Origin of the sequence: Nocardia sp. NPDC058058, assembly GCF_042885355.1 — a bacterium.
Classification (GTDB): Bacteria; Actinomycetota; Actinomycetes; order Mycobacteriales; family Mycobacteriaceae; genus Nocardia.
The window spans coordinates 424159-447935 of record NZ_JBHVSA010000001.1 but is presented as its reverse complement, the minus strand read 5'-3'; the positions used below and the strand labels follow the sequence as shown (position 1 = coordinate 447935).

The 23777-nt window shown below is 66.5% G+C and carries 28 protein-coding genes and 1 pseudogene; 7 read left to right on the top strand and 22 right to left on the bottom strand.

The features are described from left to right. Nucleotides 1–24 precede the first annotated feature (24 nt). From ACFVUS_RS02030 to ACFVUS_RS02020, 3 genes are all read right to left on the bottom strand, one after another. Nucleotides 25–954, bottom strand: a complete 930-nt coding sequence (locus tag ACFVUS_RS02030) for an alpha/beta fold hydrolase (RefSeq protein WP_387761271.1) — start codon at nt 952–954, stop codon at nt 25–27. Between the two features lie 96 nt (nt 955–1050). After that, nucleotides 1051–1617 carry an isochorismatase family protein gene (locus ACFVUS_RS02025; protein WP_387761270.1) on the bottom strand — a complete coding sequence of 189 codons (567 nt, stop codon included), beginning with the start codon at nt 1615–1617 and terminating at the stop codon, nt 1051–1053. A 45-nt stretch (nt 1618–1662) separates the two neighbouring features. Next, the gene (locus ACFVUS_RS02020; protein ID WP_387761268.1) at nt 1663–2187 is read right to left on the bottom strand and encodes a hypothetical protein; all 525 of its coding nucleotides are present in this window, start codon (nt 2185–2187) and stop codon (nt 1663–1665) included. Nucleotides 2188–2259: 72 nt separating this feature from the next. On the opposite strand from ACFVUS_RS02020, the gene ACFVUS_RS02015 reads away from it, so the two are divergent. Together ACFVUS_RS02015 and ACFVUS_RS02010 are read left to right on the top strand one after the other, a co-directional pair. Beyond that, nucleotides 2260–3000: a hypothetical protein gene (locus tag ACFVUS_RS02015; protein ID WP_387761266.1), complete on the top strand. Its 741-nt coding sequence runs from the start codon at nt 2260–2262 to the stop codon at nt 2998–3000. Further along, on the top strand, nt 2997–3590 hold the full coding sequence (locus ACFVUS_RS02010; RefSeq protein WP_387761264.1) for a TetR/AcrR family transcriptional regulator: 594 nt from the start codon (nt 2997–2999) through the stop codon (nt 3588–3590). Before ACFVUS_RS02015 ends, ACFVUS_RS02010 begins: the two co-directional genes overlap by 4 nt. 10 nt (nt 3591–3600) lie before the next feature. Here ACFVUS_RS02010 and ACFVUS_RS02005 read toward each other — a convergent pair. After that, nucleotides 3601–3834, bottom strand: a pseudogene (locus ACFVUS_RS02005) (indolepyruvate ferredoxin oxidoreductase subunit alpha); the annotation flags it as partial. 113 nt (nt 3835–3947) lie between these two features. On the opposite strand from ACFVUS_RS02005, the gene ACFVUS_RS02000 reads away from it, so the two are divergent. After that, the gene (locus ACFVUS_RS02000) at nt 3948–4877 is read left to right on the top strand and encodes a LysR family transcriptional regulator (protein WP_387761262.1); all 930 of its coding nucleotides are present in this window, start codon (nt 3948–3950) and stop codon (nt 4875–4877) included. Nucleotide 4878: 1 nt separating this feature from the next. Here the strand turns inward: ACFVUS_RS02000 and crcB (ACFVUS_RS01995) are convergent, their stop codons facing one another. The 3 genes from crcB (ACFVUS_RS01995) to ACFVUS_RS01985 all read right to left on the bottom strand — a co-directional run bounded on the left by crcB (ACFVUS_RS01995) (nt 4879) and on the right by ACFVUS_RS01985 (nt 6836). Then, entirely contained in the window at nt 4879–5241 is a 363-nt protein-coding gene (gene crcB, locus ACFVUS_RS01995) for a fluoride efflux transporter CrcB (protein ID WP_387761261.1), read from the bottom strand. Next, on the bottom strand, nt 5238–5741 hold the full coding sequence (gene crcB / locus ACFVUS_RS01990) for a fluoride efflux transporter CrcB (RefSeq protein ID WP_387761260.1): 504 nt from the start codon (nt 5739–5741) through the stop codon (nt 5238–5240). Before crcB (ACFVUS_RS01990) ends, crcB (ACFVUS_RS01995) begins: the two co-directional genes overlap by 4 nt. Nucleotides 5742–5927: 186 nt before the next feature. Beyond that, a complete protein-coding gene (locus tag ACFVUS_RS01985; RefSeq protein ID WP_387761259.1) occupies nt 5928–6836 on the bottom strand; it encodes an expansin EXLX1 family cellulose-binding protein in 909 nt (302 codons plus the stop codon). A 199-nt stretch (nt 6837–7035) separates the two neighbouring features. Between ACFVUS_RS01985 and ACFVUS_RS01980 the strand changes: the two genes are divergently transcribed. Then, nucleotides 7036–7896 carry a cyclopropane mycolic acid synthase family methyltransferase gene (locus ACFVUS_RS01980; RefSeq protein WP_387761258.1) on the top strand — a complete coding sequence of 287 codons (861 nt, stop codon included), beginning with the start codon at nt 7036–7038 and terminating at the stop codon, nt 7894–7896. 17 nt (nt 7897–7913) lie between these two features. Here the strand turns inward: ACFVUS_RS01980 and ACFVUS_RS01975 are convergent, their stop codons facing one another. Continuing rightward, nucleotides 7914–8900: a GlxA family transcriptional regulator gene (locus tag ACFVUS_RS01975; RefSeq protein WP_387761256.1), complete on the bottom strand. Its 987-nt coding sequence runs from the start codon at nt 8898–8900 to the stop codon at nt 7914–7916. 110 nt (nt 8901–9010) lie between these two features. Here ACFVUS_RS01975 and ACFVUS_RS01970 point away from each other — a divergent pair, with 110 nt between their 5' ends. Continuing rightward, on the top strand, nt 9011–9601 hold the full coding sequence (locus ACFVUS_RS01970; protein ID WP_387761255.1) for an isochorismatase family protein: 591 nt from the start codon (nt 9011–9013) through the stop codon (nt 9599–9601). 53 nt (nt 9602–9654) lie between these two features. Then, nucleotides 9655–10824 (top strand): erythromycin esterase family protein, encoded by a 1170-nt coding sequence (locus ACFVUS_RS01965; protein WP_387761254.1) that lies wholly within the window; start codon nt 9655–9657, stop codon nt 10822–10824. Here ACFVUS_RS01965 and ACFVUS_RS01960 read toward each other — a convergent pair. Beyond that, nucleotides 10801–11760: a MerR family transcriptional regulator gene (locus tag ACFVUS_RS01960; protein ID WP_387761253.1), complete on the bottom strand. Its 960-nt coding sequence runs from the start codon at nt 11758–11760 to the stop codon at nt 10801–10803. The genes ACFVUS_RS01965 and ACFVUS_RS01960 overlap by 24 nt on opposite strands. A gap of 41 nt (nt 11761–11801) precedes the next feature. Between ACFVUS_RS01960 and ACFVUS_RS01955 the strand changes: the two genes are divergently transcribed. Next, complete coding sequence (locus ACFVUS_RS01955; protein ID WP_387761252.1) at nt 11802–12581, top strand: SDR family NAD(P)-dependent oxidoreductase; 780 nt, start codon at nt 11802–11804, stop codon at nt 12579–12581. Here the strand turns inward: ACFVUS_RS01955 and ACFVUS_RS01950 are convergent. The 13 genes from ACFVUS_RS01950 to ACFVUS_RS01890 all read right to left on the bottom strand — a co-directional run bounded on the left by ACFVUS_RS01950 (nt 12551) and on the right by ACFVUS_RS01890 (nt 23777). Continuing rightward, entirely contained in the window at nt 12551–13213 is a 663-nt protein-coding gene (locus tag ACFVUS_RS01950; RefSeq protein WP_387761251.1) for a TetR/AcrR family transcriptional regulator, read from the bottom strand. The two genes, ACFVUS_RS01955 and ACFVUS_RS01950, sit on opposite strands and share 31 nt — an antisense overlap. Continuing rightward, nucleotides 13210–13791: a TetR/AcrR family transcriptional regulator gene (locus ACFVUS_RS01945; protein ID WP_387765353.1), complete on the bottom strand. Its 582-nt coding sequence runs from the start codon at nt 13789–13791 to the stop codon at nt 13210–13212. The genes ACFVUS_RS01950 and ACFVUS_RS01945 overlap by 4 nt, the downstream gene beginning before the upstream one ends. A gap of 59 nt (nt 13792–13850) precedes the next feature. After that, nucleotides 13851–14531 carry a hypothetical protein gene (locus tag ACFVUS_RS01940; RefSeq protein WP_387761250.1) on the bottom strand — a complete coding sequence of 227 codons (681 nt, stop codon included), beginning with the start codon at nt 14529–14531 and terminating at the stop codon, nt 13851–13853. A 15-nt stretch (nt 14532–14546) separates the two neighbouring features. Continuing rightward, nucleotides 14547–15497, bottom strand: a complete 951-nt coding sequence (locus ACFVUS_RS01935) for an MlaD family protein (protein WP_387761249.1) — start codon at nt 15495–15497, stop codon at nt 14547–14549. Further along, nucleotides 15494–16501 (bottom strand): MlaD family protein, encoded by a 1008-nt coding sequence (locus ACFVUS_RS01930; RefSeq protein ID WP_387761248.1) that lies wholly within the window; start codon nt 16499–16501, stop codon nt 15494–15496. The genes ACFVUS_RS01935 and ACFVUS_RS01930 overlap by 4 nt, the downstream gene beginning before the upstream one ends. Continuing rightward, nucleotides 16498–17424, bottom strand: coding sequence for an MCE family protein (locus ACFVUS_RS01925; RefSeq protein ID WP_387761247.1), 927 nt, complete (start codon nt 17422–17424; stop codon nt 16498–16500). The genes ACFVUS_RS01930 and ACFVUS_RS01925 overlap by 4 nt, the downstream gene beginning before the upstream one ends. Then, nucleotides 17424–18443: an MlaD family protein gene (locus ACFVUS_RS01920; RefSeq protein WP_387761246.1), complete on the bottom strand. Its 1020-nt coding sequence runs from the start codon at nt 18441–18443 to the stop codon at nt 17424–17426. Before ACFVUS_RS01920 ends, ACFVUS_RS01925 begins: the two co-directional genes overlap by 1 nt. Beyond that, complete coding sequence (locus ACFVUS_RS01915) at nt 18434–19441, bottom strand: MCE family protein (RefSeq protein ID WP_387761245.1); 1008 nt, start codon at nt 19439–19441, stop codon at nt 18434–18436. The genes ACFVUS_RS01920 and ACFVUS_RS01915 overlap by 10 nt, the downstream gene beginning before the upstream one ends. After that, nucleotides 19438–20496: an MlaD family protein gene (locus ACFVUS_RS01910; RefSeq protein ID WP_387761244.1), complete on the bottom strand. Its 1059-nt coding sequence runs from the start codon at nt 20494–20496 to the stop codon at nt 19438–19440. Before ACFVUS_RS01910 ends, ACFVUS_RS01915 begins: the two co-directional genes overlap by 4 nt. A 4-nt stretch (nt 20497–20500) precedes the next feature. Then, a complete protein-coding gene (locus ACFVUS_RS01905) occupies nt 20501–21370 on the bottom strand; it encodes an ABC transporter permease (protein ID WP_364633515.1) in 870 nt (289 codons plus the stop codon). After that, nucleotides 21370–22200 carry an MlaE family ABC transporter permease gene (locus ACFVUS_RS01900; RefSeq protein ID WP_375967016.1) on the bottom strand — a complete coding sequence of 277 codons (831 nt, stop codon included), beginning with the start codon at nt 22198–22200 and terminating at the stop codon, nt 21370–21372. Before ACFVUS_RS01900 ends, ACFVUS_RS01905 begins: the two co-directional genes overlap by 1 nt. A 246-nt stretch (nt 22201–22446) precedes the next feature. Continuing rightward, the gene (locus tag ACFVUS_RS01895; RefSeq protein WP_387761243.1) at nt 22447–23595 is read right to left on the bottom strand and encodes an NAD(P)/FAD-dependent oxidoreductase; all 1149 of its coding nucleotides are present in this window, start codon (nt 23593–23595) and stop codon (nt 22447–22449) included. After that, nucleotides 23592–23777 (bottom strand): rubredoxin, encoded by a 186-nt coding sequence (locus tag ACFVUS_RS01890; RefSeq protein WP_364633510.1) that lies wholly within the window; start codon nt 23775–23777, stop codon nt 23592–23594. Before ACFVUS_RS01890 ends, ACFVUS_RS01895 begins: the two co-directional genes overlap by 4 nt.

Genomic DNA, 23777 nt, shown 5'->3' with positions numbered 1-23777 from the left:
CTTACAGCCCGGACCGCTTTCGGCCTAGAGCCGACCGGCCACCGATTGCACGGCCTCGAGGAATACCGGGACAAAGACGTCCGCCTCGAGTGCACAGGCCGCATGACCGGCCTTGGCGAGGAAGATCTCCGCCCCCGGAATGGCTTTCGCCATCTCCAGCTGCCGGAATACCGGCAGTGCCCGATCCCTGGTCGTAATGACCACCGCCGCAGGCACTTTCAACGTCGGCAGCCATTCGCTCGCATCGAACTGCCCCAGCACCGCCAGCGCCTGCGCCAGCGCCCAGCCACTCGTGCTGCGCATCTCCGACATGGCCCAGCGGTCCATCCGGCCCACCGGCCAGGACGATTCCGGCAGCAGCGGCAACTTCTGTTTATGCGATTCCGCACGCCGCAACGACAATTCGGCGAAGGACGCGGCCAGCACACCCCAGCTCCGGTGGAATGCCCGCTCCCGGCGGGTCTCCTGGAACCGATAGGTGGTGGCGGCCAGCACGATTCCGCCGACCTTGTCCGGATGCCGGTACGCCGCGAGCTGCGCCACCACACCGCCCATCGAATATCCCGCCAGAATCGGCCGATCCACCCCGAGCACCTCTGCCACGGCGATGGCGTCATCGGCCAGATCATCGAGAATGAAACGCTCCGAACGGATTCCGTGCCCGTGCCAGCGCTGATCGAACAGCACCACCCGATACCGCTCATTGAGCTCGGCCAGCGACGGGAACCAGTTCAGCATGGCGGTGGTGGCCATACCGTGCAGCAGCAGCACCGTCGGCGCCTCCGCCGACGGCCCGGGCAGATCCACCACGTAGGTGCTCCCCCGCCCCGGCAATTCCACCATCGAGCCCTGCGGCACCTCGGTCAACCTGGCGATCCGCGGCGACAACCGCCGCCGCCCCCGCTTCGCGCCCGCTACGGCCTGCGCCTGGTAATCCACACCGGAGTTCGTCATCGAGGGCCTCCCTGCGAGCCGCATCAACTACCGAAAATAGAACACGTTCCATTCGATGATGCCATAATCCGGTCGCACCGGCGGAGCGGCGGCCGCTCAGCGAGCGGGCTGGGTGGCGAATTCGATGTCGTCCGTGGGGATTACCGCGGCGATGCGGCCGGGGGCGGTGGTGTGCTGCCAGTAGAGGTTGGTGTGGCGGATGACGGCTTCGGTGGCGGGCGCGCCCCATTCGGAGAGGTCCTCGGTGGTGTGGGCATCGGCCACCAGGACGGTGTCGTAGCCGCGGACGAGCGAGCCGTGCAGGGTGGAGCGGATGCAGGCGTCGGTCTGGGCGCCGGCGATGTAGAGGCGGCTGACCTCGAGTTGGGTGAGCAGCATCTCCAACTCGGTATCCTCGAAACAGTCGCCGTAGCTCTTGTCGACGCGCAGTTCATCGTCCGCCGGAGCCAATTCCGGTACCACCTGCCAGGATTCGGTTCCGTGCGCGCGACCCTCCCCCACATCCTGAATCCAGAGCACGGGAATCCGCGCGGCTCTGGCCTTGTCGACGAGCCGGCCGATGGTGGCCACGACATCGTCGCGCCGATACGCGTCGGCGACCACGCCATTCTGCACATCGACGATGATGACCACGGAATTCGATTGATTCACTGGGGACGTCACAGCTGTCGATCGTAGAGCCGGTGACCGAGCCCGTGGCGTGAATGGCTATACGCCGAACAGTGGCTCGTAGACCGTCCCTTCCGAGGTGAGGACGAGCAGATAGTCCTGCCCGGCCTGCACCGATCGCTCTCGAAGCCGTTGCAGCACTTCGGATTCGGTCGGCAGATCGAGCTCGAGCGCCGCCGCCGCCCGATCCCGGCGATCCGCCAGATCGGGCATATCGCCCAGGAATTCTGCCGCACCCGCGCGGCTCTCCGCCACCGTGAACGACGGGCAGTCCCGCCACCAGGGCAGCACGAACAGCAGCCGCAACAGCTCCGGCAGCCCGACCGCGATGAGCCCGGCGCTGCCCTCGGAATCGGCGTACAGAATCGGCCGTTCGTCGCCGCCCTCCCCGCAGAAGAAGAAGGTGCCGCCGGTGCCATCACCGGCGAATCCCTCCAATCGAGCGCCCGAAGCGAGATGGACCGGTTCGACGTGATCCGCGCGATCCAGTTCGAAATCGCCGGGCCAGCGCAGGAATTCGGCCGCCTCGGGGTGTGCCCCGATGCGGGTGAGCAGTGTCGGCATGCGGCAATCCTAACGGGCGACCGAACTGCTACGCTCGCTTAAGAGTGGTTTTTCTAGCTTTAAGGAGTCAGTGTGAGCGAGCTGCGCGCGGTGAGGATTGTCGCCTCGATCGGCGGGCGGCACGTCGAGCGGGCCGAGGTGCTGGCCTGGGAGGACCGGCGGATCGACGCGGCGGCAAGGAAATTGGGGGTGCCCGCACCGGCGAGCGGGAACGTCGATGAGCGCCGCGAAGAACTGTTACGGATCAAACTCGGGCTGGGAGCGGACGAGGTGCGGGCGCGATTGGCGCGGGATGCGCGGTGGGCGGATCGGATTGCGCTGACGCAGGCGCGAATCAGCAGGAGACGGCGCAGGAGCGTCGTCGACCTGCGGGTATCGACGGGAACGGCCGCGGAATTCGTCACCTGGTTCGAGGCGGCCGCGGGTTCCGGCGATCCGATCGCGATGCTGCGCGCCTGCCCGGACCATTTCGACTTCGGCGTGGACGACCGCGGACAGCGCGTGCTGGAGACCACGGGCGGAAGCCCCTTGGCGTCCGCCTTCTTCGTCGACTACACCGAGGTGTCGAGCCTGGCCACGGTGCCGGACAACGCATTTCCCCACCAGGTCGCGGGGGTGGCGCGGTCCCGGAACGGCAGCCCGATCGGCGGTGTGCGACACCAGTTCCGCGATACCCCGGACGGTTTCCACGCCCGCCTGACGGTCGAATTCCCGCTGCCGACCCTGCCGACAATGATCGCCGCGCACCGCTGGCACCTGGCCTGCGAGTTCTCCAATTGGATCGAGGCCGCGACGCCCGGTGCGGCGCGATGACCCCGGACTCCGGGGCCCAGCCGCGCAAACGCACCGGCGGCCGCAGCGCCCGGGTGCGCGAGGCGGTGATCGCGGCAACCCTGCACCAGGTACTCGACCACGGCATCGAGGGGCTGAGCCTGGGCAGCGTGGCGGTGCGCGCCGGAGTCGCGGAAACCACGCTCTATCGCCGCTGGGGTTCGCGCACCGCCCTGATCACCGACGCGGTGACCCAGCTCGCCGAACTGGGCAATCCACCCCCGGACACCGGCTCGCTCCGGGGCGATCTGCGGCAGATTCTCGAACAGATCAGTGACCTCATCACGCGCCCCGGAGTGGCCCGCCTACTGGGCACCGCCGCCGCGCTGGACGGGGACCCCGAACTCACCGCCGCGCGAACAGCGTTCTGGGACAACCGATTCGAACAGATCTCCCCGGTCATCGACCGTGCCCGGGACGCCGGAGACCTGCGTGCCGACGCCCAGCCGCGAGCGGTTCTGGAAACCCTCACCGCGCCACTGTATTTCCGCCTGCTGGTGACCGGCGAAGCCATCGACAACCACCTGATCGACCGCTGCACCGACCACACCATCACCCTGTACCGCCCGTGAACTACCGCCGTTCGGCGAAGTAGCGCGCGTTCTCGGCGATGAAATGCTCTTGGCCGGAGGGCATATCGTCCTCGTAGTAGACGGCCTCGACCGGGCAGACCGGTTCGCACGCGGCGCAGTCGATGCATTGGTCGGGATCGATGTAGGCCATGCGCTTGCCGACGGCAATGCAGTCCATGGGGCACTCCTCGATGCAGGCCTTATCCAGGATGTCCACGCAGGCGGCGCCGATTACGAAGGTCATGGCGTACTCCTCGGTTGAACTTCGAGCCCGCGAACTGCGGATAGGCACGATCCTGCTGCGCGCCGACGAGCGCGGGTAGCGGTCGGACACCGACCACGTCATAAGCTGTGCTTATGACGCTGCCGTCCGGAACACCCGATCTGGAGGTGCTGGACCTGCTCGTTTCGGTGGCGGAGCTGGGGAGTCTCGGTGCCGCCGCACGGCGGCACGGCATCAGCCAGCCCGCCGCGAGCATGCGGATCACCGCGCTCGAACGGCGGTTGAGCCTGCGGCTGCTCGATCGCGGTCGGACCGGGTCCATGCTCACCGATGCCGGGCACGCCGTGGTCGAGCTCGCGCGGCCGGTACTGGCCGCGGCGCGATCCCTCAATGACGGCATCACGGCGCTGCACCGTGCCGGGCGACCCGGGCTGCGCGTGGTCGCCTCGACAACCATTGCCGACCATCGCATTCCGCATTGGCTGACCGCGCTGCGCAGGATCCATCCGGAGCTGGCGGTGGTGCTGGATGTGGCCAATTCCCGGCAGGTGGCGACCGCGGTCGATGGCCGCGCGGCCGATCTCGGATTCGTCGAAGGACCGCACGCCCCACCGGGATTGGGCAGCCGGGTGCTGGCCGCCGATGAGCTCGTCGTCATCGTCGCGCCGACGCATCCCTGGGCGTCCCGGCGGCGGGCCTTGACTTCACGGGAGCTCGCCGAGACCCCGCTGCTGTGGCGGGAACGGGGCTCGGGCACCCGCGATACGGTGTGGGAGACGCTGGAGATGCACGGGACGCCCGCGCCGCCGGCGGCCGAACTCGGTTCCGCCGCGGCGATTCTCACCACGGCCCGCAATGGCGTGGCACCGGCGGTGGTCAGTCGGTTGATCGTCGCGCACGAATTGCGCGCCGGGACCTTATCCGAAGTGCGCCTTGCCGATTCGATGGTGCTGACCAGAAAGTTTCGCGCCATCTGGCATCGGCGCACACCGCCGAACGGTGCCGCCGCGGATCTGGTGGAACTGGCCGCGCGCATCGAGGCCGCGCGCACTCATCGGCGGTAAGTCAGCCGAGCAGGGCGGCGGCGGTCGCGTAGCCGGTGAGGAACGCGCCGATCCCGGCTATCAGGCTGACGGTGACATTCATGAGGGCGAACAAGCGGTCACGCTGCTCGACCAGGCGGAAGGTCTCGTAACCGAAAGTGCTGTAGGTGGTGTACGTGCCGCAGAATCCGGTGCCTAGCAGTGTGATCCAGGCCGGTGCCAGGTGCGAGCCGAGTACACAGCCCAGGATCAGGCAGCCGATGATGTTGACCATCAGTGTGCCCCAAGGGAATACGCTGTCGTGGCGGGATTGGACGGCGCGGTCGGTGAGGTAGCGCAGGGGTGCGCCGACGAGGGCGCCGAGGACGACCAGTAGTGCGTTCACGCGCGGACCTCCACCCGGATCGCGGCGTGCACACGGCGGACAAGCTGGGCGGCCGCGGCGACAGCGCACAGGACAGCGAACAGCGTCGCGAATATGTAGACGAGCGCGGTCGGCGCACTGCCGGGACGCAACAGGGTGTGGACGTCACCGGCGTAGGTGGAGAAGGTGGTGAACCCGCCGATGACACCGGTGCCGAGGAACGGTCGCACCAGCGGATGCGCGGGACGGATCTCGGTGAGGATCGTCATCAGCACACCGAGTGCGAAGCCGCCGAGCACATTGATGCCGAATACCGCCCACGGGAATCCACCCGGCGGCGTCGGAAACAGGGTGATCAGGGCATATCGCGCCAGTGCGCCGAGCGCGCCGCCGACGGCGATCACCGTCAGCACCGCACCGTGGGTGCCGGACAGCTCGGCGCGCTGGGCGGGTTCGTGGATATCGATATCGGGATCGACCGCCGGGAATCCGGGGTGTTCGTGATTCGACGGTGTGGGCACGGGGGTCTCCTACTCTGGTACCCGCGCGGACGCGAGTGTTCGAGTAGGGACTGTTGGCGGAGAATCCGCGGTTCCTCCGGAGCGAACTCCGAAGCGGCGAGCCCCACCGCCGTCTGTGAATCACTGTAGCGATGATCGTCCGGGCACACCGGCGATGTGGGCAGTGTCACCGGGCGCGGTCACCGGCTACTTGGCGCAGTGCTGTGGCGCGGCGACAACGGTGGTGACGACCACCGGCGGCGGGGGTGCGGGCGTGGTCGTGACGACCGCCGCCGGATCGGGGCGGTCGTAGAGTCGAATTCCGGTGTAGCGCAACTGACCCGGGTCGATGACCACGCCGGGGACCTCGACGATGTGGTCGTAGATATCGGTGACGCGAGCGGTGAACGGACCGGCACCCAGCCCGGAGATGGACCAGTAGTTGTCGTAGCCGCGCCGCAGCGGCCGGAAGTCACCGCCGGACTCGGGGCGTAATGCCACCTCGCGCAACGGGTTTCCGCCGCCGGAGAACAGCAGTCCGATCCAGCTCACCGAGGAGCTCTGCTGCACGCGGTAGAAGAGTTCGGGAGCCGGATTGGGATCACGGACGCGGTTGACGCGAATCTGCGCGACACCGTCGTGGGTGTGTGCGATGGCCTCGAAAGCCGCTCTGCTGAGGTCGTATTGGTGCGGCGCGCAGCCGGGGCAGCGATCCACGATCTGGGCGCGGACGCTGCCGAGCGGGCCGTCGATATCGATATACGAGCCGCACGGGGTGGACCCGTCGTATTCGCCGGTCGAGACGCCGACGTAGTAGCCGTCCAGGGGCAGATCCGGCAGTGAGCAGGCGACGCCGGGACCGAAGGCGTAGTAGCGCGCCTCGGCGGCCTCGGGGGCGGGTGCGGGTTCCGGCGGCGGAAGCTGCTGCGTGGTAACCGAATTCGGGGTGGCGGTGGGAGGCAGCGTGACCACGGTGGTGATGGGCGCGGCACTGCGGCAGGCGACCGGTTCGGGGCGCATCACCCAGGTGGCGGTGCCGACCACGACCAGGGCCGCGAGCGCCGTCCACAGCCACGGTCTGCCGGCCCGGACCTCTTCGTGTCCTGTGCGGTGCATGGCTGTTCCCCAACCTCCGAATTGTGTTTGCTGTAGCGATGCTGAACCCTCTTCAGGAAAGCAGCCTGGCCGGTCGTACAGGGCTCGAATCAGAAACTCGGAGTGAAAACCCCGGAGTGTCGCCGGTGTGTCATGGATCTAGAACGGACCGGCGCTCGCGCCCGTATGCCCTGGTGTCCATCGACTTCAGGAGCGCCTCATGGCCGCCGATCTCGCGCCGTTCTATCGGCAGGTGCAACAGCACTACGACCTGTCCGATGAGTTCTACGAACTCTTCCTCGACCCCTCCATGACCTACAGCTGCGCCTATTTCGCCGATCCCGCAATGACTTTGGAGCGCGCCCAGCTCGCGAAGATCGACCTCGCCCTCGGCAAGCTCAAGCTGCAACCGGGTATGACGCTGCTCGATATCGGCTGCGGCTGGGGCGCGACCATGATCCGCGCCGCCCAGGCGTACGGGGTGCGGGTCATCGGACTCACCTTGAGCCGCAATCAATTCGAGTACGCGCAAGCCCGCATCGACCGGCTCGGACTCACCGATGCACAAGTGCTGCTACAGGGCTGGGAGGAATACACCGGCGGGGCCGATCGCATTGTCAGCATCGGCGCGTTCGAACACTTCCGCAAAGAACGCTATCCGGAGTTCTTCGCGCGCTGCCACGCCATGATGCCCACCGACGGGCGCATGCTGCTGCACAGCATTATCGGCCGCACGCTGGCCGAATTGCGCGACCGCCAGATTCCGGTGACCCGCGAGGACGCGCTGTTCCACATCTTCATGAAGCGGGAGATCTTCCCCGGCGGGCAGTTACCGCAGCCGCCGGTGGTGACCGGACTGGCCGAAGCCGCGGGATTCCACACCCAGCGCGTTCATTCGCTGCAACCGCATTACGCGCGCACCCTGGAACTGTGGGCGCAAGCCCTGGAAACCCACCGTGAACAGGCGATTCGCCTCACCTCCGAGGAGGTGTACGAGCGCTATATGAAATACCTGACCGGCTGCGCGCACTACTTCCACGCGGGACATCTGGACGTTATGCAATTCACCCTGGTCAAATAGCTGCGCGGTTACCGGACTCAGTTGATCCGGAAGCGGTTTCGATATTCCGTCGGTGTCGTATCCAGGATGCGGCGAAAGGCGCGGGTCAGCGTATCGGTGGTGTTGAAGCCGCTGAGCGTGGCAATGCGCGCCAGCGTGTGATCGCTGGTTTCCAAATGATTCCGCGCCGCTTCCACGCGCGCCGATTCGATGTAGGCGGCCGGTGTCATACCGAGATCGGTTTTGAAGACCCGGCTCAGCTGACGTTCGCTCACATGCGCCTGCGCGGCCAGCTCGGTGACCGTCAGCGGTTCGGCGATATGGCGGGAAATGTAGAGCCGCAACTCGTCTATCCGCCGCGTGGTCGACAGCGGTTCCAGCGATACGCTGAATTGGCTTTGGCCGCTTGGCCTTTTGAGATACATGACGAGCTGGCGCGCCACCCGCAGCGCCGCCGCGTCGCCGAAGTCGTCGGCGACCAGCGCCAGCGAAAGGTCCAGGCAGGCGGTCAATCCCGCACCGGTCCAGACATCGCCGGAACGAATGTAGATCGGATCGGCGTCGACCTCGACGGCCGGATGGTCGGCGGCCAGCTGTTGCGCGGTGGACCAGTGCGTGGTGGCGCGCTTACCGTCCAGCAGTCCGGCATCGGCGAGGATATGCGCCCCGACGCAGACCGAGGCGATGCGACGGGCATTGCCGGACAACGCTTTCACCCAGCCCACCACCATCGGATCGCAGACCGCGCGCACCCGGCGATCGGCGTCCACCTCGACCGCGCCGGGCACGATGAGGGTGTCGATGGCCCGCGCCGCGAGATCCTCGAACGTGCTGTCCGGCAACACCCGGACCCCCGCCGAGGTGGTGACCGGATCCATGGTTTCGGCGGCCAGCAGCACCCGATACCCGGTCGGCGCGTCGACTTCGCGCTGTAGCAGCGCGAATACCTCCGGCGGACCGGTGACATCGAGCAGGTCGACGCCTTCGAACAAGACGACGACGATCAGGCGTTCCTTGGTGCGCATGGCCGCTCCGGTGCGATTCGGGGATGTCCGGATTTGCAGGTTACATGACATTTCCGACACGCCGATTCGGGCCTAGCGTGATAGACATTCACTTCCCGAAAGGACGTTCCATGGCTTCCACCACGCTGCGTGAGCTCGACGGTCTCGATCAGACTCCGGCCTCGCTCGCCGATTCGACCCTCGTTTTGATCGATTACCAGAACACCTACACGCGCGGTGTCATGGAGCTGACCGGCTGGGCGGCCGCACTCGACGCGGCGGCCGAACTGCTGGCCCGCGCCCGGCAGGCCGGATCGACGATCATCCACGTCATCAATGACGGCGGCGAGGGCACGCCCTACGACATCACCGCCGAGATCGGGCAGATCCACCCGCGCGTAGCGGCCGTCGAGGGCGAGGCGGTGGTGGTCAAGACCGCGCCGAACGGTTTCATCGAGACCGACCTCGGGGAGCGGATCGACGCCGCCGGCAATAAGAGCGTCATCCTCATCGGCTTCATGACGCATATGTGCGTGCAGTTCACCGCCGAGGGCGCGTTCCTGCGCGGCAACGCGCCGACCGTGGTCGCCGACGCCTGCGCCACCCGCCCGCTGGCCACCGCCGTCGCCGAGGTGTCGGCCGAGCAATTGCACAATGCCGCCCTGGCCACCATCGGCGATGTGTACGCGGTGGTCGTGGCCGAGGGTTCGGAGCTGAAGTAGCCCGGGCCACAGCCACTTGACCTGAACCTCTGTTCAGGTACGAGAGTGGCGGTATGAACGCGATATCGAGTCCGGCCGTCCCCTCCGCCGGTTACCGCCTGTCCGATCTGCCGACCCGGCCGCTGGATGCGGCCGGGCTGGCGGAAATCGCTCGCTCGGTGGCCGCGGCCAAGGTGGTCGGCATCGGCGAATCCACCCGATTCGCAGCGGAGACCTTCGCGGTGCGCGATGCGATCTTCCATCTCCTGGTGCGGCAGTACGGATTTCGGGTGGTGGCGTTACAGGACAGCGCCGATGTCGCCGCCGTGTTGGACGAGTACGTGGTGACCGGTGCGGGGTCGGCCCCCACCGCGCTCGAAAACGCCTGGGGCCCATGGCGGCACGCGGAGATGGCGACCGCCCTGGACTGGATTCGGGATTTCAATCGCGAGCATCCCGCCGATCCGGTGCGGATCATCGCCGTCAAACCGGCACAGGCGAAACCGGCGGACTACGACCTGGTGCTGGCGGCGGTGCGCCGGGCCGCGCCCGAACTACTGGCCGAACTCGCCACGCATCTCGACTCGATCCGCACCGCGCACGACATCGATGAGCATGTGCAGCGCGCCCAGGGTCTGTATTCCGGCCGCGCCTTCCGCGAACGCGCCGAAGACGCTGCCACCCTGGTCAATTCACTGAAGATCTCCGATGAGGCCCGCGATGCGATGCGCGCGATCGTGGATTTCCACCGCGACAGCGTGGCCGGGCGCGGCAGCTTCGTCGGCGATGACGCGATCTGGGCGGCCACCATCATCAACCATCAGCAGCGCACCGGGGAGCGGATCGTCTACTGGGACGGCATCGCGCACAGCGCCGCCACCGTGCTGGGCGAACAACCCGCCGCCGATACCCCGCCCACCGTCGGCAGCGTGCTGCGCGAACACTACGGCGACGACTACGCCGCCATCGCCATCGGCTTCCACCACGGTGATGTGGGCATAGTCGATATCCCCTCCCCCGCACCGGATTTCCTGGACGCCGTGCTCGGCGCGGCCGAACCCCCGGTGCACTGGACCGATCTGCGCGCCGCCGAGCCCATCGGCCCCGCCAAGTTGCGGGTGATCAGCGGCGTCTACCACCCGGACCGGGACACCGCCGCATTCATCACGGTGGCGTCCCTGTCCGCCGCTTTCGACGTGCTGATCCACATCCGCGAAGTCTCAGCGCTGCACTGGTTCTCCTGACCGGTCCGGATGCGCCCGCAGCACGGCGGCGAACCAGCCGAAGATCGGCGCCATATCCGGTAGCGGCGGCCAGCCGTTGATGCTGCCGAGCAGTCGCCAATACTGTTCCACCCGAGGGTCATTGGCGATGCCGAGCCGCTCCAGCATCCAGCGCCGCAGCTCGGTGTCGTCCGGCTTGCCGAAGGTCGCGGCGTAGCGGGCGGTCAGTCCGTCGAGAATCGGTGCCGCCGCGGCGGATTCGGGGTCCAGGCCCGCCGCCAGCGCCGCGCCGACCTCGGTGCGCACCGCCTCGGTGAGATCGTGATGCAATCCGGTGGTCTCACCCCTCGCGCGCTCCTCGGCCTGGTATTCGACCATATGCCGCACGGCCGCACGGAAATCGGCGTCCTGCGTCAGATCGGCGAGTTCGATCCAGGCCTCGACCTGGTGCGGTTCCGGATCCTCCGGCAGTTCCGGCATGGCGGCGCGCACCAGCTCGGCCATTTCCGGATTGCCGTCGGCCGAACCGAAGGTGTCATCGATGAAATCGTGGATGAGGCGGTGGCGTTCGGCATCGGAGAGCTGAACGAGCTTATGCATTAGGGTCATCTCCTGTGGGTCGGATTCTCGTTTGGCAACCGCACGCAGCACCGCGCGCCGCAGCCGCAGCACCCGGATCTGTAGATCCAGAGCCTGCGCATGGACGGCCGCCACCTGCGCCACGGTGATCTCATCGGCCAGGACCCGGCGAATGGTGGCCAGATCCACCCCCAGATCACGCAGCGTCCGAACAAGTTCGAGCTTGGCCACCGCCGCGGCGTCGTAGAGCCGGTATCCGGCGGGCGTGTATTCGGTGGGCGGCACGATTCCGCGATCCGCGTAGAACCGGATGGTCTTGACCGTGAGCCCTGTCCGTTCGGCCAGTGCCCCGATGGTGAGGAGCGCTTCGTCGTCCATGCGATATAGCTTGCTGTCTCCCCCTGATGGAGACTCAAGCGGTGACTACGGAGAGTTTTCTCGCAGGGTTGTTTTCGCTGGAAGGGCGGGTCGCGCTCGTCACCGGGGGCAGCTCGGGGATCGGGCGCGGTATCGCCGGGGCGCTCGCGCAGGCCGGGGCGAAGGTCGTCATCGTGGCGCGCCGCAAGGCGGAACTGGCGGAGACCGTTGCCGAGTTCGCGGTGGACGGCTGCGAAATGAGCTGGGTGAGCGTGGATCTCGGGACGCGGACCGGGGTGCGGGCGGCCGCCGAGGAGGCGGTGCGGATCTACGGTGAGCCCGATATCCTGGTCAATTGCGCGGGGATCAATCTGCGGCCGCCGTTCGCCGAACTCGGCGAGGATGTGTGGGATCAGACCATGGCGGTGAATCTGGACGCGCCGTTCCTGCTCGGACAGCGATTCGGACCGGGTATGGCCGCGCGCGGTTTCGGGCGCATCATTCACATCACCTCGCAGCAGGCGCATCGGGCGTTCGTGAACAGCGGGGCGTACGGGGTGTCCAAGGGTGCGCTGGAATCGCTGGCCCGCTCGCAGGCCGAGACATGGTCACCGCACGGGGTGACCTGCAATACGCTGGTGCCGGGATTCGTGCTGACGCCGCTGAATCGGCGGTTGCAGGACGATCCGGAGCGCGTGCGTGCGCTGGCCGCGCGAACCATGGTCGGCCGCAATGGGATACCCGACGATTTCGCGGGGGCGGCGGTATTTCTCGCGAGCGGGGCATCGGCCTATGTCACCGGGCAGGCCATTCACGTGGACGGCGGATTCTCGGTGCACTGATCCTCGGCGCCGATCGCGGTGATCAGGAAGGTGGTGAGCTGGCCGCGCACGCGCTCGCGGGTGAGTCCGTCCGCACCGCCGCGCAGCGCCGAGAACAGGGCCGAGACCAGCACCGAGAGCAGCACTTCGCCCGCGATATCGGCGTCCAGGCGGGAGTCCAGGAAGCCGTGGTCCATCCCGCGACTCACCTGCTCGACCGCCTGCACGCCATAGAGCCGGGCATTGTGCATGCACCGCTCGATCACCCGGTCGTCGATCGACGACGCTTCCAGCAGTAGGAAGTTCACCAGTCCGGGCTCGGTCTCGACCAGGTCGTAGCAGCGGTCGATGACGCGTTCGTAGCGGGCGCTGAAGTCAGCCATCGAGGTGGGCGGGGCATCGGCCTCGGGACCGAGCAGGCGCTCGCGAATATGGTCGAAGCAGTGGTCGATGACCGCGTCGAGAATGTCCCGCTTGTTCTCGAAGTAGTTGTAGAAGGTGCCGTGGCTGACGCCCGCCGCGCCGGCGATATCGTCGACGCCGATACCGCGAAAGCCCCGCGTCATCACCAATTCGTATGCCGCGCCGACCAATTCGGTGCGCCGCTGCTCCGCGCGCACGGCATGGCGGGCGGTCCGGACGGGATCGCTCACGACGCCGCCCGCCGCGCCCGCAGCGTCTTGTCCAGCAATTGCAGCATCATGGTGGCGGTGCGCTCCCGGGCCGGTGGATCGGAGATGCCGTGCAGTTCCCGCAGCAGCACCGGCACCACCAGGGTCAGGATGGCGTGCGCGATCACCGGTGGATCGATATCGGCGCGAATCCAGCCCTCGCGCACCCCGCGCGCCAGCTCACCGGCGACCAGGGTGGCGGTGACCGCCTCCAGACCGAATAGTCGTTGCGCCAGTTCGGGATCGATGGCCCCGGCCTCCACCAGCAGCAGGCGCAGCACCCGCGGTTCCCGCTCGAGCAGGTCGTACATGCCGTACACGGCCGCGCGCAACGCGTCCATCAGGTCGTCCAGACTCTTGGCGGTGCCGACCAGATCCGGGATCCGCACCGAGTCGATCACCTTCTCCACCCCGAAATCGATGACATGGTCCAGGATTTCGCGCTTACTGCCGAAATACCGGTAGACCGTGCCCTGGCCGATTCCGGCGCGCGCGGCCACCGCCGATATGGCGGTGGCCTCGTACCCCTGAGCGGTGAACACCTCGAACGCGGCTTCGATGATCTGCCGACGCCGCCGCAGTGGAAGCCCGGGCTGCGGCGGCCGCCCTGTGCGCGGGGCTATTTCGCGGCCCCGTCCTTCGCGGCATCCTTGGCGACGCCGTCCGTGCTGAGCCCGTCCTTGGGGCCGAAGTCCACGACCAGCCAGTCGCCACCGTTCTTGGCGACCGTGACCAGCAGCAGATTCGGCTTGGTGGCCGGATCGGTCTGCTGGATGCTCTGGGTGCGCTGCAGGGCGTAGACGGTGACGGCGTACTGATCATTGCCCTTGGACTCCACCGAGGTGCCCATCACCTTGCCGGTGGCGGTCACCTGCGCCCCGGTCATGATCTTGGTGAGGGCGTCGTGGGTCTGGGTGAACTTGTCGCGCAACGGTTGTGAGGTGTCGCGCTGCACGCCGTCGAAGAACGCGGGCAGGTTCTTGTAGTCGTAGGTCAGTGAGCGGGTGGCGTAATCGGTCGCGATCTCGGCGGCCCGATCGCGATCGGAGTTGCCGGCACGCAACGCGTTCAGGTCTCCGGCGGCACTGTGCCAGCAGATCCCGAGCGTCAGCGCCACCACCGCGAACAGCGCGGCGGCAGCCGACACGATCATGTCCCCGCGACCCCGGATCGCGGCGAACCGCGCCGGCCGCGCGGGCTCGGCGACGGTCACCGGTGCGGCAGGTGCGGCCGGTGCGGCCGGTGCGGACTCGGACTTCTCCAGCACCACGGGGGCTTCGACGTTCTCGTTGTCACTCATGTTCGTCTGCTCTCTCTATCGAGGAAAATCAACGCCGACATGGGCTTTGCCATCGCCGGGGAATACCGTGGCCAGCAGATCCACAATCGATCCGGCATCCACCCGCAACGGTTTGATCGCGCGGGTCGAGGGTTCCAGCGCGGTGGCGATGAACCCCAGATCCGGGCCGATCATGGACAGGTACTGGTCGATCCGGGTGACCAGTGGCCCCAGCGGATCGTCGAAGATGTGCTCGCCGACATAGGAGTAGTTCTGGAACGCGGCGATGATGTGCAGCAGTTCGGGCAGCGCGGAATCGATATCACCGGCCGCGGCGCTGAGCGAAGGCGCCCGGCCGTCGAATCGATCGCCCAGGGTCTGCACGTTCGAGTACAGCCGCGCGATGGCATCGCGCTTGTCCCGCAGCAGATTCGCCGTCCCGGTCAGCGCCTTGGTGAGGTTGGCGATATCGGCGTCGCGGCCCTCGAAGCCGGCCGCCACGGTGGTGGCCAGATGTTCGAGTTTGACCGGATCCAATTGCGCCGTCAGCGCATCCATCTTGGCGAGCGCGTCACCGACCGTGCTGGCGATCTTCACCTGTCGCTGCGGTACGACACTGCCGTCGCGCAGATACGGTCCGGCGGTACCGGTGGGGCGGAAGTCGATGAACTGCTCGCCCGCCGCGGACAGGTTCGCGATCTGCACCGTGCTGTCCACCGGAATCCGGTATCTGGCATCGTATTCCAGCGTCACGGCCAGTCCGCGAGTCGTCGCGCCGATGCTGTGCACCCGCCCGATCGGCATACCGCGCAGCGTCACCTCGGAGGTCTTCATCAAACCGCCGGACGAGTCCAGCAGCACGGTGATGCTGTTGTTGTCGCGGCGCGGGTCCAGCTTCAGCACCCCGACCGCCATATAGCTGCCGCAGATCAGCGTCAGCACCATGAGCAGGATCAGCGAAACCGGCCCGGAGAGTGAGAGTTTCATGGCACCAGCCCCATCCCTCGCATGGTCGTGATCAGCTGATCGGCCTGGACATCGGCCGACACCCGGTCCACCCGCACGTCCGGGGACTCCAGGAAGGGAATCAGCTTGTCCCGCAACAGATTGTGAAAGGCGTCCAGATTCTGGGACAGGGTGATGTCGGCGTAGCCGACGGTCACCGCGGCCGGGGCCAGGATCTGCACGATCGAGCGGATATCGCCGACGTGCGGCAGCAGCAGCGTGCTCACATTGCCCGCCAGCTGACCACCGCTGATGATCAGCTTCACCACGTTGAACAGCACGGCCGACAGACCCGCCGCACGTTCGGGACCGTAGGTGAGAATGCGGTCCACCGCATCGCGCCCGGACTCCAGCTTGCCGGTGATCTGCTGCGCCGAGACCAGAATGCGGTCCAGATCGGCACTGTGCGAAGCCATATCGCTCAGCGCCGCGCGCCCGGCATTGTTGATGCGATCCAATTCGGCCGGATCGCTCGGGAAGGCCGCGTTCACATCGGTGACGAGCTGTTCGATATCGGCCCAGCGCCCGCCGGTGATGATGTTCGACAGCGCCCGCAGAATATCCTCGACATTGGTGGCGGGCACGGTCTGCGAGACCGGGATGACATCACCGTCGCGCAGGAAGACCGCGGGTGCGTTCTTCGGCGCTTCCAGGGCGATATGGATATCGCCGAGGATGGTGCTCTGCCGCAATTCCGCCGTGGTGGTCTTGGGCAGTTTGGCATCGGCGTGCACCTTGACCGTGGCGATCGCGGTATTGCCGATCAGATCGATATGGTCGAGCATGCCGATCTCGACGCCGTCGGCGATCACCTTGGCGCGATCGGGCAGGTTCAGCACCGAACCGAATTCGATGCGCACGGTGTAGGTGTCACCGCTGGGATAGGTTCCCGGAATGGGGATATCGGTGGCGCGCACCCCGCAGCCGCTGAGCAGCAGGGTGACCGCGGTCAGGGCCGGAACGACCCGCATGGCGATGCGTCTCATTTGGCACCCGCCCCCGGTAGTTGCGCCGCCAGTGGCGGCAACTGGGCGAGCAGGGCGGCGATATCGCCCTGATGCTGTTGCAGGAAATCGTGCGCCTGCGGCAGATACAGATCCAGGAAGCTGTACGCCTGCTGATCGTATTTGCCGACATTGCGCGCCAGCACCGGCAGGAACTCCACCGCGATATCCACCGCACCGGCGAATTCGGTGGAGAAGTCGCCGATCAGCTGTAGTCCGGCACGCAGATTGTCCAGCACCAGCGCCATATCCGGCCACTTGGTGACGAACATGGTGGTGAGCGTGTCCAGATTGTCGACCAGCCGCCGGAACACCACATCGCGCTGCGACGGATCACCCACCACGGCCGAAAGCCGTTGCAGCAGTTGATTCCACTGCGGTCCGGTGCCGCTGATCGCGGCGTCGGCGGCGGTCAGGGTGTCATTGAGCAGGGTGTCGTTCGGCTGCCCGCCGCCGGTCAGATCCCCGGCCAGTTTGCCCATCGCGTCGAGGGCCTCACTGATGCCGATGGGGGTCTTGGTGTGGTCCAGCGCAATGCATTTCGCGGTATCGAACCGCGGTCCGGCGGTATAGGGCTTGGTCAGTTCCACATGCCGGTCGGTCACGATGGAACTCGACATGGTGACCGCCTCGATATCGGCGGGCAGTTTCACCTTGTCACCGATGCTCATGGTGACCCGCATGCGATCGCCGAGCGATTCGATCTTCGATACGGTGCCGATCTCGACCCCGAGCATGGTCACGCTATTGCCCTGATAGAGCCCGACGGTATCGGTGAATTCGGCGCAGACGCTCTGTTTGGTATCGCGTACCGTCCCCGCCCAGGTCACGCCCGCGGCCACCACCACGGCCACCACGACCGCCGCACCGGTGGCGAGCGCTGTTCTTCCTCGCGTCCACTGCATCAGCACGCCTTGCCTTCGTAGGGAATGCACACCTGAATTCCGTCGGCCGGTGTATTCGCCTTGACCTGCACCCCGAGCAGGCCATTGAGTTTGGCGATCACATCGCGCAGCCCGTTGACCACGGTGTCCAGTCGATTCGGATCGGCGAATACCTTGGAGACCAACTGCTCGAACTGCGTCACCGAGGGCTCGATGGAATCGCCGTAGGCCATGATCGGCCGGTCCAGCACCACGAGCAGTCGCTTCACCAGGTTGAAGACGGTGACGATGTCGTCCTTGCGATTGCCGAGTTGATCGGCGACCTCACCGAGCTGCCGGACGAAATCGGCCACCAGTGCCTTGTCATCGGCGATCGCGGCGATGTATTCGTCCGAGATCTGCAAGGTGGTATTGAGCTGCTGGGTGCGATCGGCCAGCAGGCCGGTCAGCTCATTGGCGTTATTGATGATGCCGCGCAACGCGTCCGGCTGTCCGGCCAGGGCTTTGTTGAGCTCACCGGCGGTATCGCGCAGCGTGCCCGCGTCGACCTTGCCGAAGATGGGCGTGCCCTTGTCGAGGATATCGCTGAGCTCGAACGGCGTTCCGGTGCGCTCGGGCGGAATGTGCTTGGCCCCCAGCGTCTTCTCACCGGTCGGGACCAGGGCCAGATAGTGCCCGCCGATCGGGGTGAGCATCTTGACCTCGACCGAGGCCCGATCCCCCACCCGCACATCGGATTTCACCGTGAAGCTGACCTCGACATGGTCCCCGACCAGGTCCACCGAGCGGATCTTGCCGACATTGATGCCCGCCACCCGGACCTCATCACCCGAGCGCGCACCGCCGGAGATCTTGAAGTCCGCGATATAGGTGTGCTGTCCGAACGGCACCACGTACAGCGTGCCCGCGATCAGCAGCGCGACCGCGCACACCGCGACACCGGCTATGCCCCAGCGCAATTGCTTCTGCTGATCACCACGCCCGGTCAGGGTGTCGCGGATCAGCGCCCCGAAGTATTGGATCAGCGCCTTCAATTGCACACCACCAGGTTCTGATTCGAGAGGATGACGCCCGCCAGGGCGGGCAGCGCCGCCTCACCGTTCGAGCAGGTGATCCGCGGCTTCACCCCGTTGCCCGGGACCGACTCGTTCAGGCCGGTCACCAATTGCGGTGTGAGAGCCAGGATCTGAGTGAGCTGATCGGCCTGCGGGACCAGCCGCCGCAGTAGACCGTCGATCGGCCCATAGCCCGCGTCGTAGGCGTCGCGGGTCTGTTCCAGCAGCGGAATCAACGGTGCGAGCGCGCCTTTGGCCGAATCGATGGCGGACAGAATGGTCTGGGTCTTACTGGTGAACTGGCGCAGAATCCCGGCCAGCTGCGCCACCAGATCACCGACCGCCTTTGATTTACCGCCGATCTCATCGGAGACCAAGCCCAGATTGCGGATGAGCAGCACGATCACCGCCTCGCTGTTGCGGGCGTGTTTGGTGAGCGTATCCAGATCCGAGAGCACCGGGCCGATACCCGAGCCGTCGCCCTGGATCACCCGCAGCAGATTGTCGCCGAACTGATTGAGCTGTGCCGGATCCAGGGTGTCGAACATCGGCTTGAACCCGTTGAACAGTTTGGAGACATCGAAGCTGGCGATGGTGCGCTGCACCGGGATGGTCGCTCCCGCTTTCAGTTTCTGGCCACCGTTACCCTCTGTCAGCAGTTCCACATAGCGCTGGCCGATCAGGTTCTGATAGCGCACGGCCGCCTTGGTGTTGTCGAAGATGGGCCGGTTGGTATCGATGGTGAAATGCACCCGCGCCTGCGCGCCGTCCAGTTCGACCGTCTCCACCTTGCCGACCGCGACACCGGACATGCGCACCGAGTCACCGGCGAAAAGCCCGGACACATCGGTGAATACGGCGTCGTAGCCGACCTTGTCCCCCGGAATCGGGGTGCGCAGCGCGGTCACGATGAAGACCGAACAGGCCGAGACGATGAGCAGGAAGATCACCAGTTTGACCGAGGATTTGGCGATATCGTTCATTTCGCCGGACCTCCCGGTGCCGGGGTTCCCAGTGCTGGGGCTCCCAGTGAATCGGCCAGGTACGGCATGGTTTTCACGATCAGCTCCAATTGCAGCTGCACCCGTCCGTCCACCACCGGGAAGGCCTCGTTCATGGCGCGCAACAGATTCGGAATACGGTTGTAGGCCGGGGCCACGGTGCCGAGCGAATAGCTCACCGGCACCGCCACATCCAGCACCCCACTGAGCACCTTCTCCAGCTCCGGATTATTGCGCTGTAGGAGATTCGAAATGCCGAGCAGCACCGCCTGATCCACGCCATCGGTGGCCTTGTCGGTACGCGCGCGATTGTCCGGATCACCGAAGTAGGCGGACTGCTCCAGCACCGCCAGGATGGCATGCCCGGCCGAGGGTGTCAGCGTGGCGAACGCGCCGGTCATATCCGCGCCGATATCGATGTAGTGCCCGATGGGAGCCTTTTGCCCGTCGGCCAGCATGCGGGCGGTCTCGAAGAACGATTGCAGTACCGGTCCGAGGCTGTCGGCATTGTCCAGCAGCAGGTCGAAAAGCCTGCGCACGGTATCGGAGTCGAGCACCTGGGTGAGCCGGGCCGCGCGCCGGAACACACCGGCCACGGTGGCATTGGTGGCGTTCTCGCCGATCTGCAATACCGCGTTCTCGCGCAGCGGCGCGCCGTTCTTGCCGGCGACCAATTCGATCGCACTGGAACCGAAGACGTTCGAGGAGGTGAAGCGCGCGGTCACATCGTCGGTGAGCGCCGCGGCCTGGGAGCGGTCGATCTGCACCTGAATGCGCTGATGGCCGTAGCCCACCGTCTCGACCTCGCGCACGGTACCGATGGCGTAGCCGCGGAACTTCACCTCCGCACCCGGGGCCAGACCCTCGCCGAGGGTGGCCGCGTCGATGGTGATCTGGAATCGATCCGCGAAAGAGCCACGGGCATAAGAGGTTACGAGCACCGTCACAATGACCAGCACGATCGCCAGCAGCACCCCGCGCAAGCGCAGCATCCACGCTCCGGCACTGCGGCCGGAATGGTCCTTGAATACGCTCATCACATCACCCCGAGATCCTGATGCCGACGTCCAGGCCCCAGATCACGATGGTGAGGATCATGTCCAGGATGACCACCAGCACCAGGCTGGCGCGAATCGCGCGGCCCGAGGCCCGGCCCACGCCCTCCGGTCCACCCGAGGCGTAGAAGCCCTGGTAGCCGTGGATGAGAATGATGGCGATGACGAAGATCGTCGCCTTGATCAGGGATGCGACCACATCGGCGGGTTGCAGGAACGCGTCGAAATAGTGGTAGTAGGTGCCGGAAGACTGTCCGTGCAGCACATTCACCACGGTCGCGCAGGACAGGTACGACAGGATCAGCGTGAGCAGATGCAGCGGCACGATGGTGATCACGCCCGCGATGACGCGGGTGGTCACCACGAACGGCATCGGCCGAATCCCGATGGCCTCCAGCGCGTCGATCTCCTCGGAGATGCGCATGGCCCCGATCTCGGCGGTCATGCGACAGCCCGCCTGCGCGGCGAAACCGATGGCGGCCACCATCGGAGCCATCTCCCGGGTATTGGCGTAGGCCGAGACGAACCCGGTGAGCGGGCCCATGCCGACCATGTTCAGCGCGGTGAAACCCTCCACGCCGATGGAACCGCCGACCGCGATGCCGAGGAACGCCAGCACCGCCACGGTGCCGCCGCCGACGATGATCGCCCCGGAGCCCCAGGTGATATCGGACAGGATGAGCATGGTCTGGCGCCGGTACACCCGCAGCGTATGCGGGATGGCGGCCAGCACCTCGTAGACGAAAGTCGCCTGATGCCCGAGGGATTCGAAGATACCCAGCGGGGCCTGCGCACCGCGCTCGGCGGCGCGGCCGACCGCGCCGAAGGCGTGATAGTTGGCGGGAACCTGTGTCATCAGCCCACCTGCGTCGGGATGAACATCGAAACCAGCTGGGTGATAACGAGATTCACACCGAAGGCGGCGATCACGCCGATCACCACGGCGGCGTTCACCGCATTGGCCACACCCTTGGGTCCGTGCATGGCCTCGAGTCCGCGCTGGCAGGACACCACCAGCACGATGATGCCGAAGAGCACCGATTTGACGATGGCCACCACCAGATCGCTCATCTTGGCGAAGGCCGCGAAGGCGGACAGGTAACTGCCGGGGGTGACGCCCTGGAAGCCCACCGCGATCACATAGCCGGTGAACACGCCCATGAAGATGATCAGCATGCACAGCAGCGGGGTGAGCGCGATCATCGCCGCCAGTCGCGGGGCGACCAATCGGCGAATCGGATCGATTCCCATGGTGCGCAACGCATCCACCTCATCGCGGATGGTGCGCGCGCCGAGATCGGCGGCAATGGCCGAACCGGCCGCACCGCCCAGCAGCAGCGCGGTCACCATCGGCGCGCCCTGCCGGATGACGCCGAGGCCGCCGGCCGCGCCGGAGACCGAACTCGCGCCGACCTGCTGGGTCAGGCTGCCGACCTGCACGGCCACGATGACGCCGAATGGAATCGCCACCAGCACAGCGGGAATGGCGGTGACGCTGACGATGAACCAGCCCTGTTGCAGGGTGTCGCGCCACGGATGTTTGAGGGCCACGATATCGGTGACCAGGTAGCGGAAGGCCGCCACCGCGAGCTGAATGGTGCGCCCGAATGTGCGCAACCCCGAGAGAACGAACTCGACCGCCTGCCGAATCAACGGCTCAGGCCCCCGAATGACCTTGTCGACCAATGCTTACCACCCCGTTGCCCCAATGGGTCCGTACCGACCCAGACGGACAGTAATACAGATTTCGGACTGACGTGTCAGTCTTCACTGGTTTCGTCCGAGGCCTTGACCAACCGGGCGGTTCGGGTGAAAAATACCCGCGCGCGAGCGCATGCCGCCTGGTCAGAGTGATTTCAGCAAGGCATTGGCAAATGCGAAATGCCCCTGATCAACACGCTTGATCAGGGGCATTTCACTTATTGCGCACGGTTAGCTCTCGGCCGCGATCCGTTCCCGCGCGGCGCGAATATCGGCCGGACGACCAATGGAGACAGCGCCTCTGAGACAGCCGTCGCGCGAGGCGAGCACGGTGATATCGGGAGTGCCCGGCGTGCCCTGGATCTCCAGCTCGTCCTCGGCGGCGATACGTCCCGCGAACTGGATATTCACCCCGTACTGCGAGGACCAGCCCCAGGACACTCCGGCCGGGCCCGCGGGCAGGCCGAGCATGGACTTGGCCGCGGCCGCGCCCTGCTCCAGCGCGCTGTTCCAATGTTCCTCGCGCACATACGTATTGAGCTTCGGCACATACCGCGCGGCGACATCACCGGCGGCGAGGATACCGGGAACCGAGGTGCGATACGCCTCATCCACCAGAATGCCGTCGTCGATCTTCACCCCGGCGGATTCGGCCAGCGCGGTATCGGGCATCGACCCGATGGCGACCAGTGCCGCGCCCGCGCTCCAATGCTGTCCCTCGGCGGAAGTGGCCAGCACCCCGCTGCTGGTGCGCTCCACACCGGTCAGCACCACATCGGAGTGGATCTCGACGCCGTTGTCCGCGTGCAGCTTCCGGACGTACTCGCCGATGATCGGCGGCGCGATGCGATCCAGCGGGGTCGCACCGGCATTCAGAACACTCACGCGCGCACCGAGTTTCGCGGCGGTCGCGGCGACCTCGCAGCCGATCAGCCCGGCCCCGATGATCAGCAGCGAACCGCTGTCGATCGCGCGGCGCAGCGCCGCGATATCGGCGTGCCCGCGCAGGGTGTGCACCCCGGTCTCGGCTCCCGGCAGGCGTCGAGCCCGCGCGCCGGTGGCGAGCAGCAGTGCGTCGTAACCGATTTCGCCGCCATCGGTCAGGCGCACCAGCTTGTGCTCGGCGTCGATGCTCGCGGCGGTGACGCCGATCCGCACATCGATCCGCTGTTCCGGCCAGAACTCGGCGGTCTCGAGCAGCGTGCGCCGTTCCAGCGCCGTCCCGGCCAGCAGTTCCTTGGACACCATGGGCCGCCGGTACGGCAGCCCGCGCTCGGTGCCCAGCAGCACGATCTCACCGTCGAAGCCCGAGCTCCGCAGCGTCTTGGCGGCGGTGGCGCCCGCGACGCCGCCGCCGATGATCACCATGCGCTCGGTCACGACCGGCTGACCTCGACCATCTCGAAATCAGCCTTGGCCGCACCGCAATCCGGGCAGGACCAGTCCTCCGGGATATCGGCCCAGCGGGTGCCCGGGCCGATGCCGTCCTCGGGCCAGCCCAGCGCCTCGTCGTATTCGAATCCGCAGACCAGACAGCGGAAGAGTTTGTAATCGGTGCTCAT

What these genes read in the sequence shown, in the direction of transcription:
- ACFVUS_RS02030 (WP_387761271.1), bottom strand. Translation starts at nt 954, where the DNA reads ATGACGAACTCCGGTGTGGATTACCAGGCGCAGGCCGTAGCGGGCGCG.
- ACFVUS_RS02020 (WP_387761268.1), bottom strand. Translation starts at nt 2,187, where the DNA reads ATGCCGACACTGCTCACCCGCATCGGGGCACACCCCGAGGCGGCCGAA.
- ACFVUS_RS02010 (WP_387761264.1), top strand. Translation starts at nt 2,997, where the DNA reads ATGACCCCGGACTCCGGGGCCCAGCCGCGCAAACGCACCGGCGGCCGC.
- ACFVUS_RS02000 (WP_387761262.1), top strand. Translation starts at nt 3,948, where the DNA reads ATGACGCTGCCGTCCGGAACACCCGATCTGGAGGTGCTGGACCTGCTC.
- ACFVUS_RS01985 (WP_387761259.1), bottom strand. Translation starts at nt 6,836, where the DNA reads ATGCACCGCACAGGACACGAAGAGGTCCGGGCCGGCAGACCGTGGCTG.
- ACFVUS_RS01980 (WP_387761258.1), top strand. Translation starts at nt 7,036, where the DNA reads ATGGCCGCCGATCTCGCGCCGTTCTATCGGCAGGTGCAACAGCACTAC.
- ACFVUS_RS01975 (WP_387761256.1), bottom strand. Translation starts at nt 8,900, where the DNA reads ATGCGCACCAAGGAACGCCTGATCGTCGTCGTCTTGTTCGAAGGCGTC.
- ACFVUS_RS01970 (WP_387761255.1), top strand. Translation starts at nt 9,011, where the DNA reads ATGGCTTCCACCACGCTGCGTGAGCTCGACGGTCTCGATCAGACTCCG.
- ACFVUS_RS01965 (WP_387761254.1), top strand. Translation starts at nt 9,655, where the DNA reads ATGAACGCGATATCGAGTCCGGCCGTCCCCTCCGCCGGTTACCGCCTG.
- ACFVUS_RS01960 (WP_387761253.1), bottom strand. Translation starts at nt 11,760, where the DNA reads ATGGACGACGAAGCGCTCCTCACCATCGGGGCACTGGCCGAACGGACA.
- ACFVUS_RS01940 (WP_387761250.1), bottom strand. Translation starts at nt 14,531, where the DNA reads ATGAGTGACAACGAGAACGTCGAAGCCCCCGTGGTGCTGGAGAAGTCC.
- ACFVUS_RS01935 (WP_387761249.1), bottom strand. Translation starts at nt 15,497, where the DNA reads ATGAAACTCTCACTCTCCGGGCCGGTTTCGCTGATCCTGCTCATGGTG.
- ACFVUS_RS01930 (WP_387761248.1), bottom strand. Translation starts at nt 16,501, where the DNA reads ATGAGACGCATCGCCATGCGGGTCGTTCCGGCCCTGACCGCGGTCACC.
- ACFVUS_RS01925 (WP_387761247.1), bottom strand. Translation starts at nt 17,424, where the DNA reads ATGCAGTGGACGCGAGGAAGAACAGCGCTCGCCACCGGTGCGGCGGTC.
- ACFVUS_RS01915 (WP_387761245.1), bottom strand. Translation starts at nt 19,441, where the DNA reads ATGAACGATATCGCCAAATCCTCGGTCAAACTGGTGATCTTCCTGCTC.
- ACFVUS_RS01910 (WP_387761244.1), bottom strand. Translation starts at nt 20,496, where the DNA reads ATGAGCGTATTCAAGGACCATTCCGGCCGCAGTGCCGGAGCGTGGATG.
- ACFVUS_RS01905 (WP_364633515.1), bottom strand. Translation starts at nt 21,370, where the DNA reads ATGACACAGGTTCCCGCCAACTATCACGCCTTCGGCGCGGTCGGCCGC.
- ACFVUS_RS01890 (WP_364633510.1), bottom strand. Translation starts at nt 23,777, where the DNA reads ATGAGCACCGATTACAAACTCTTCCGCTGTCTGGTCTGCGGATTCGAA.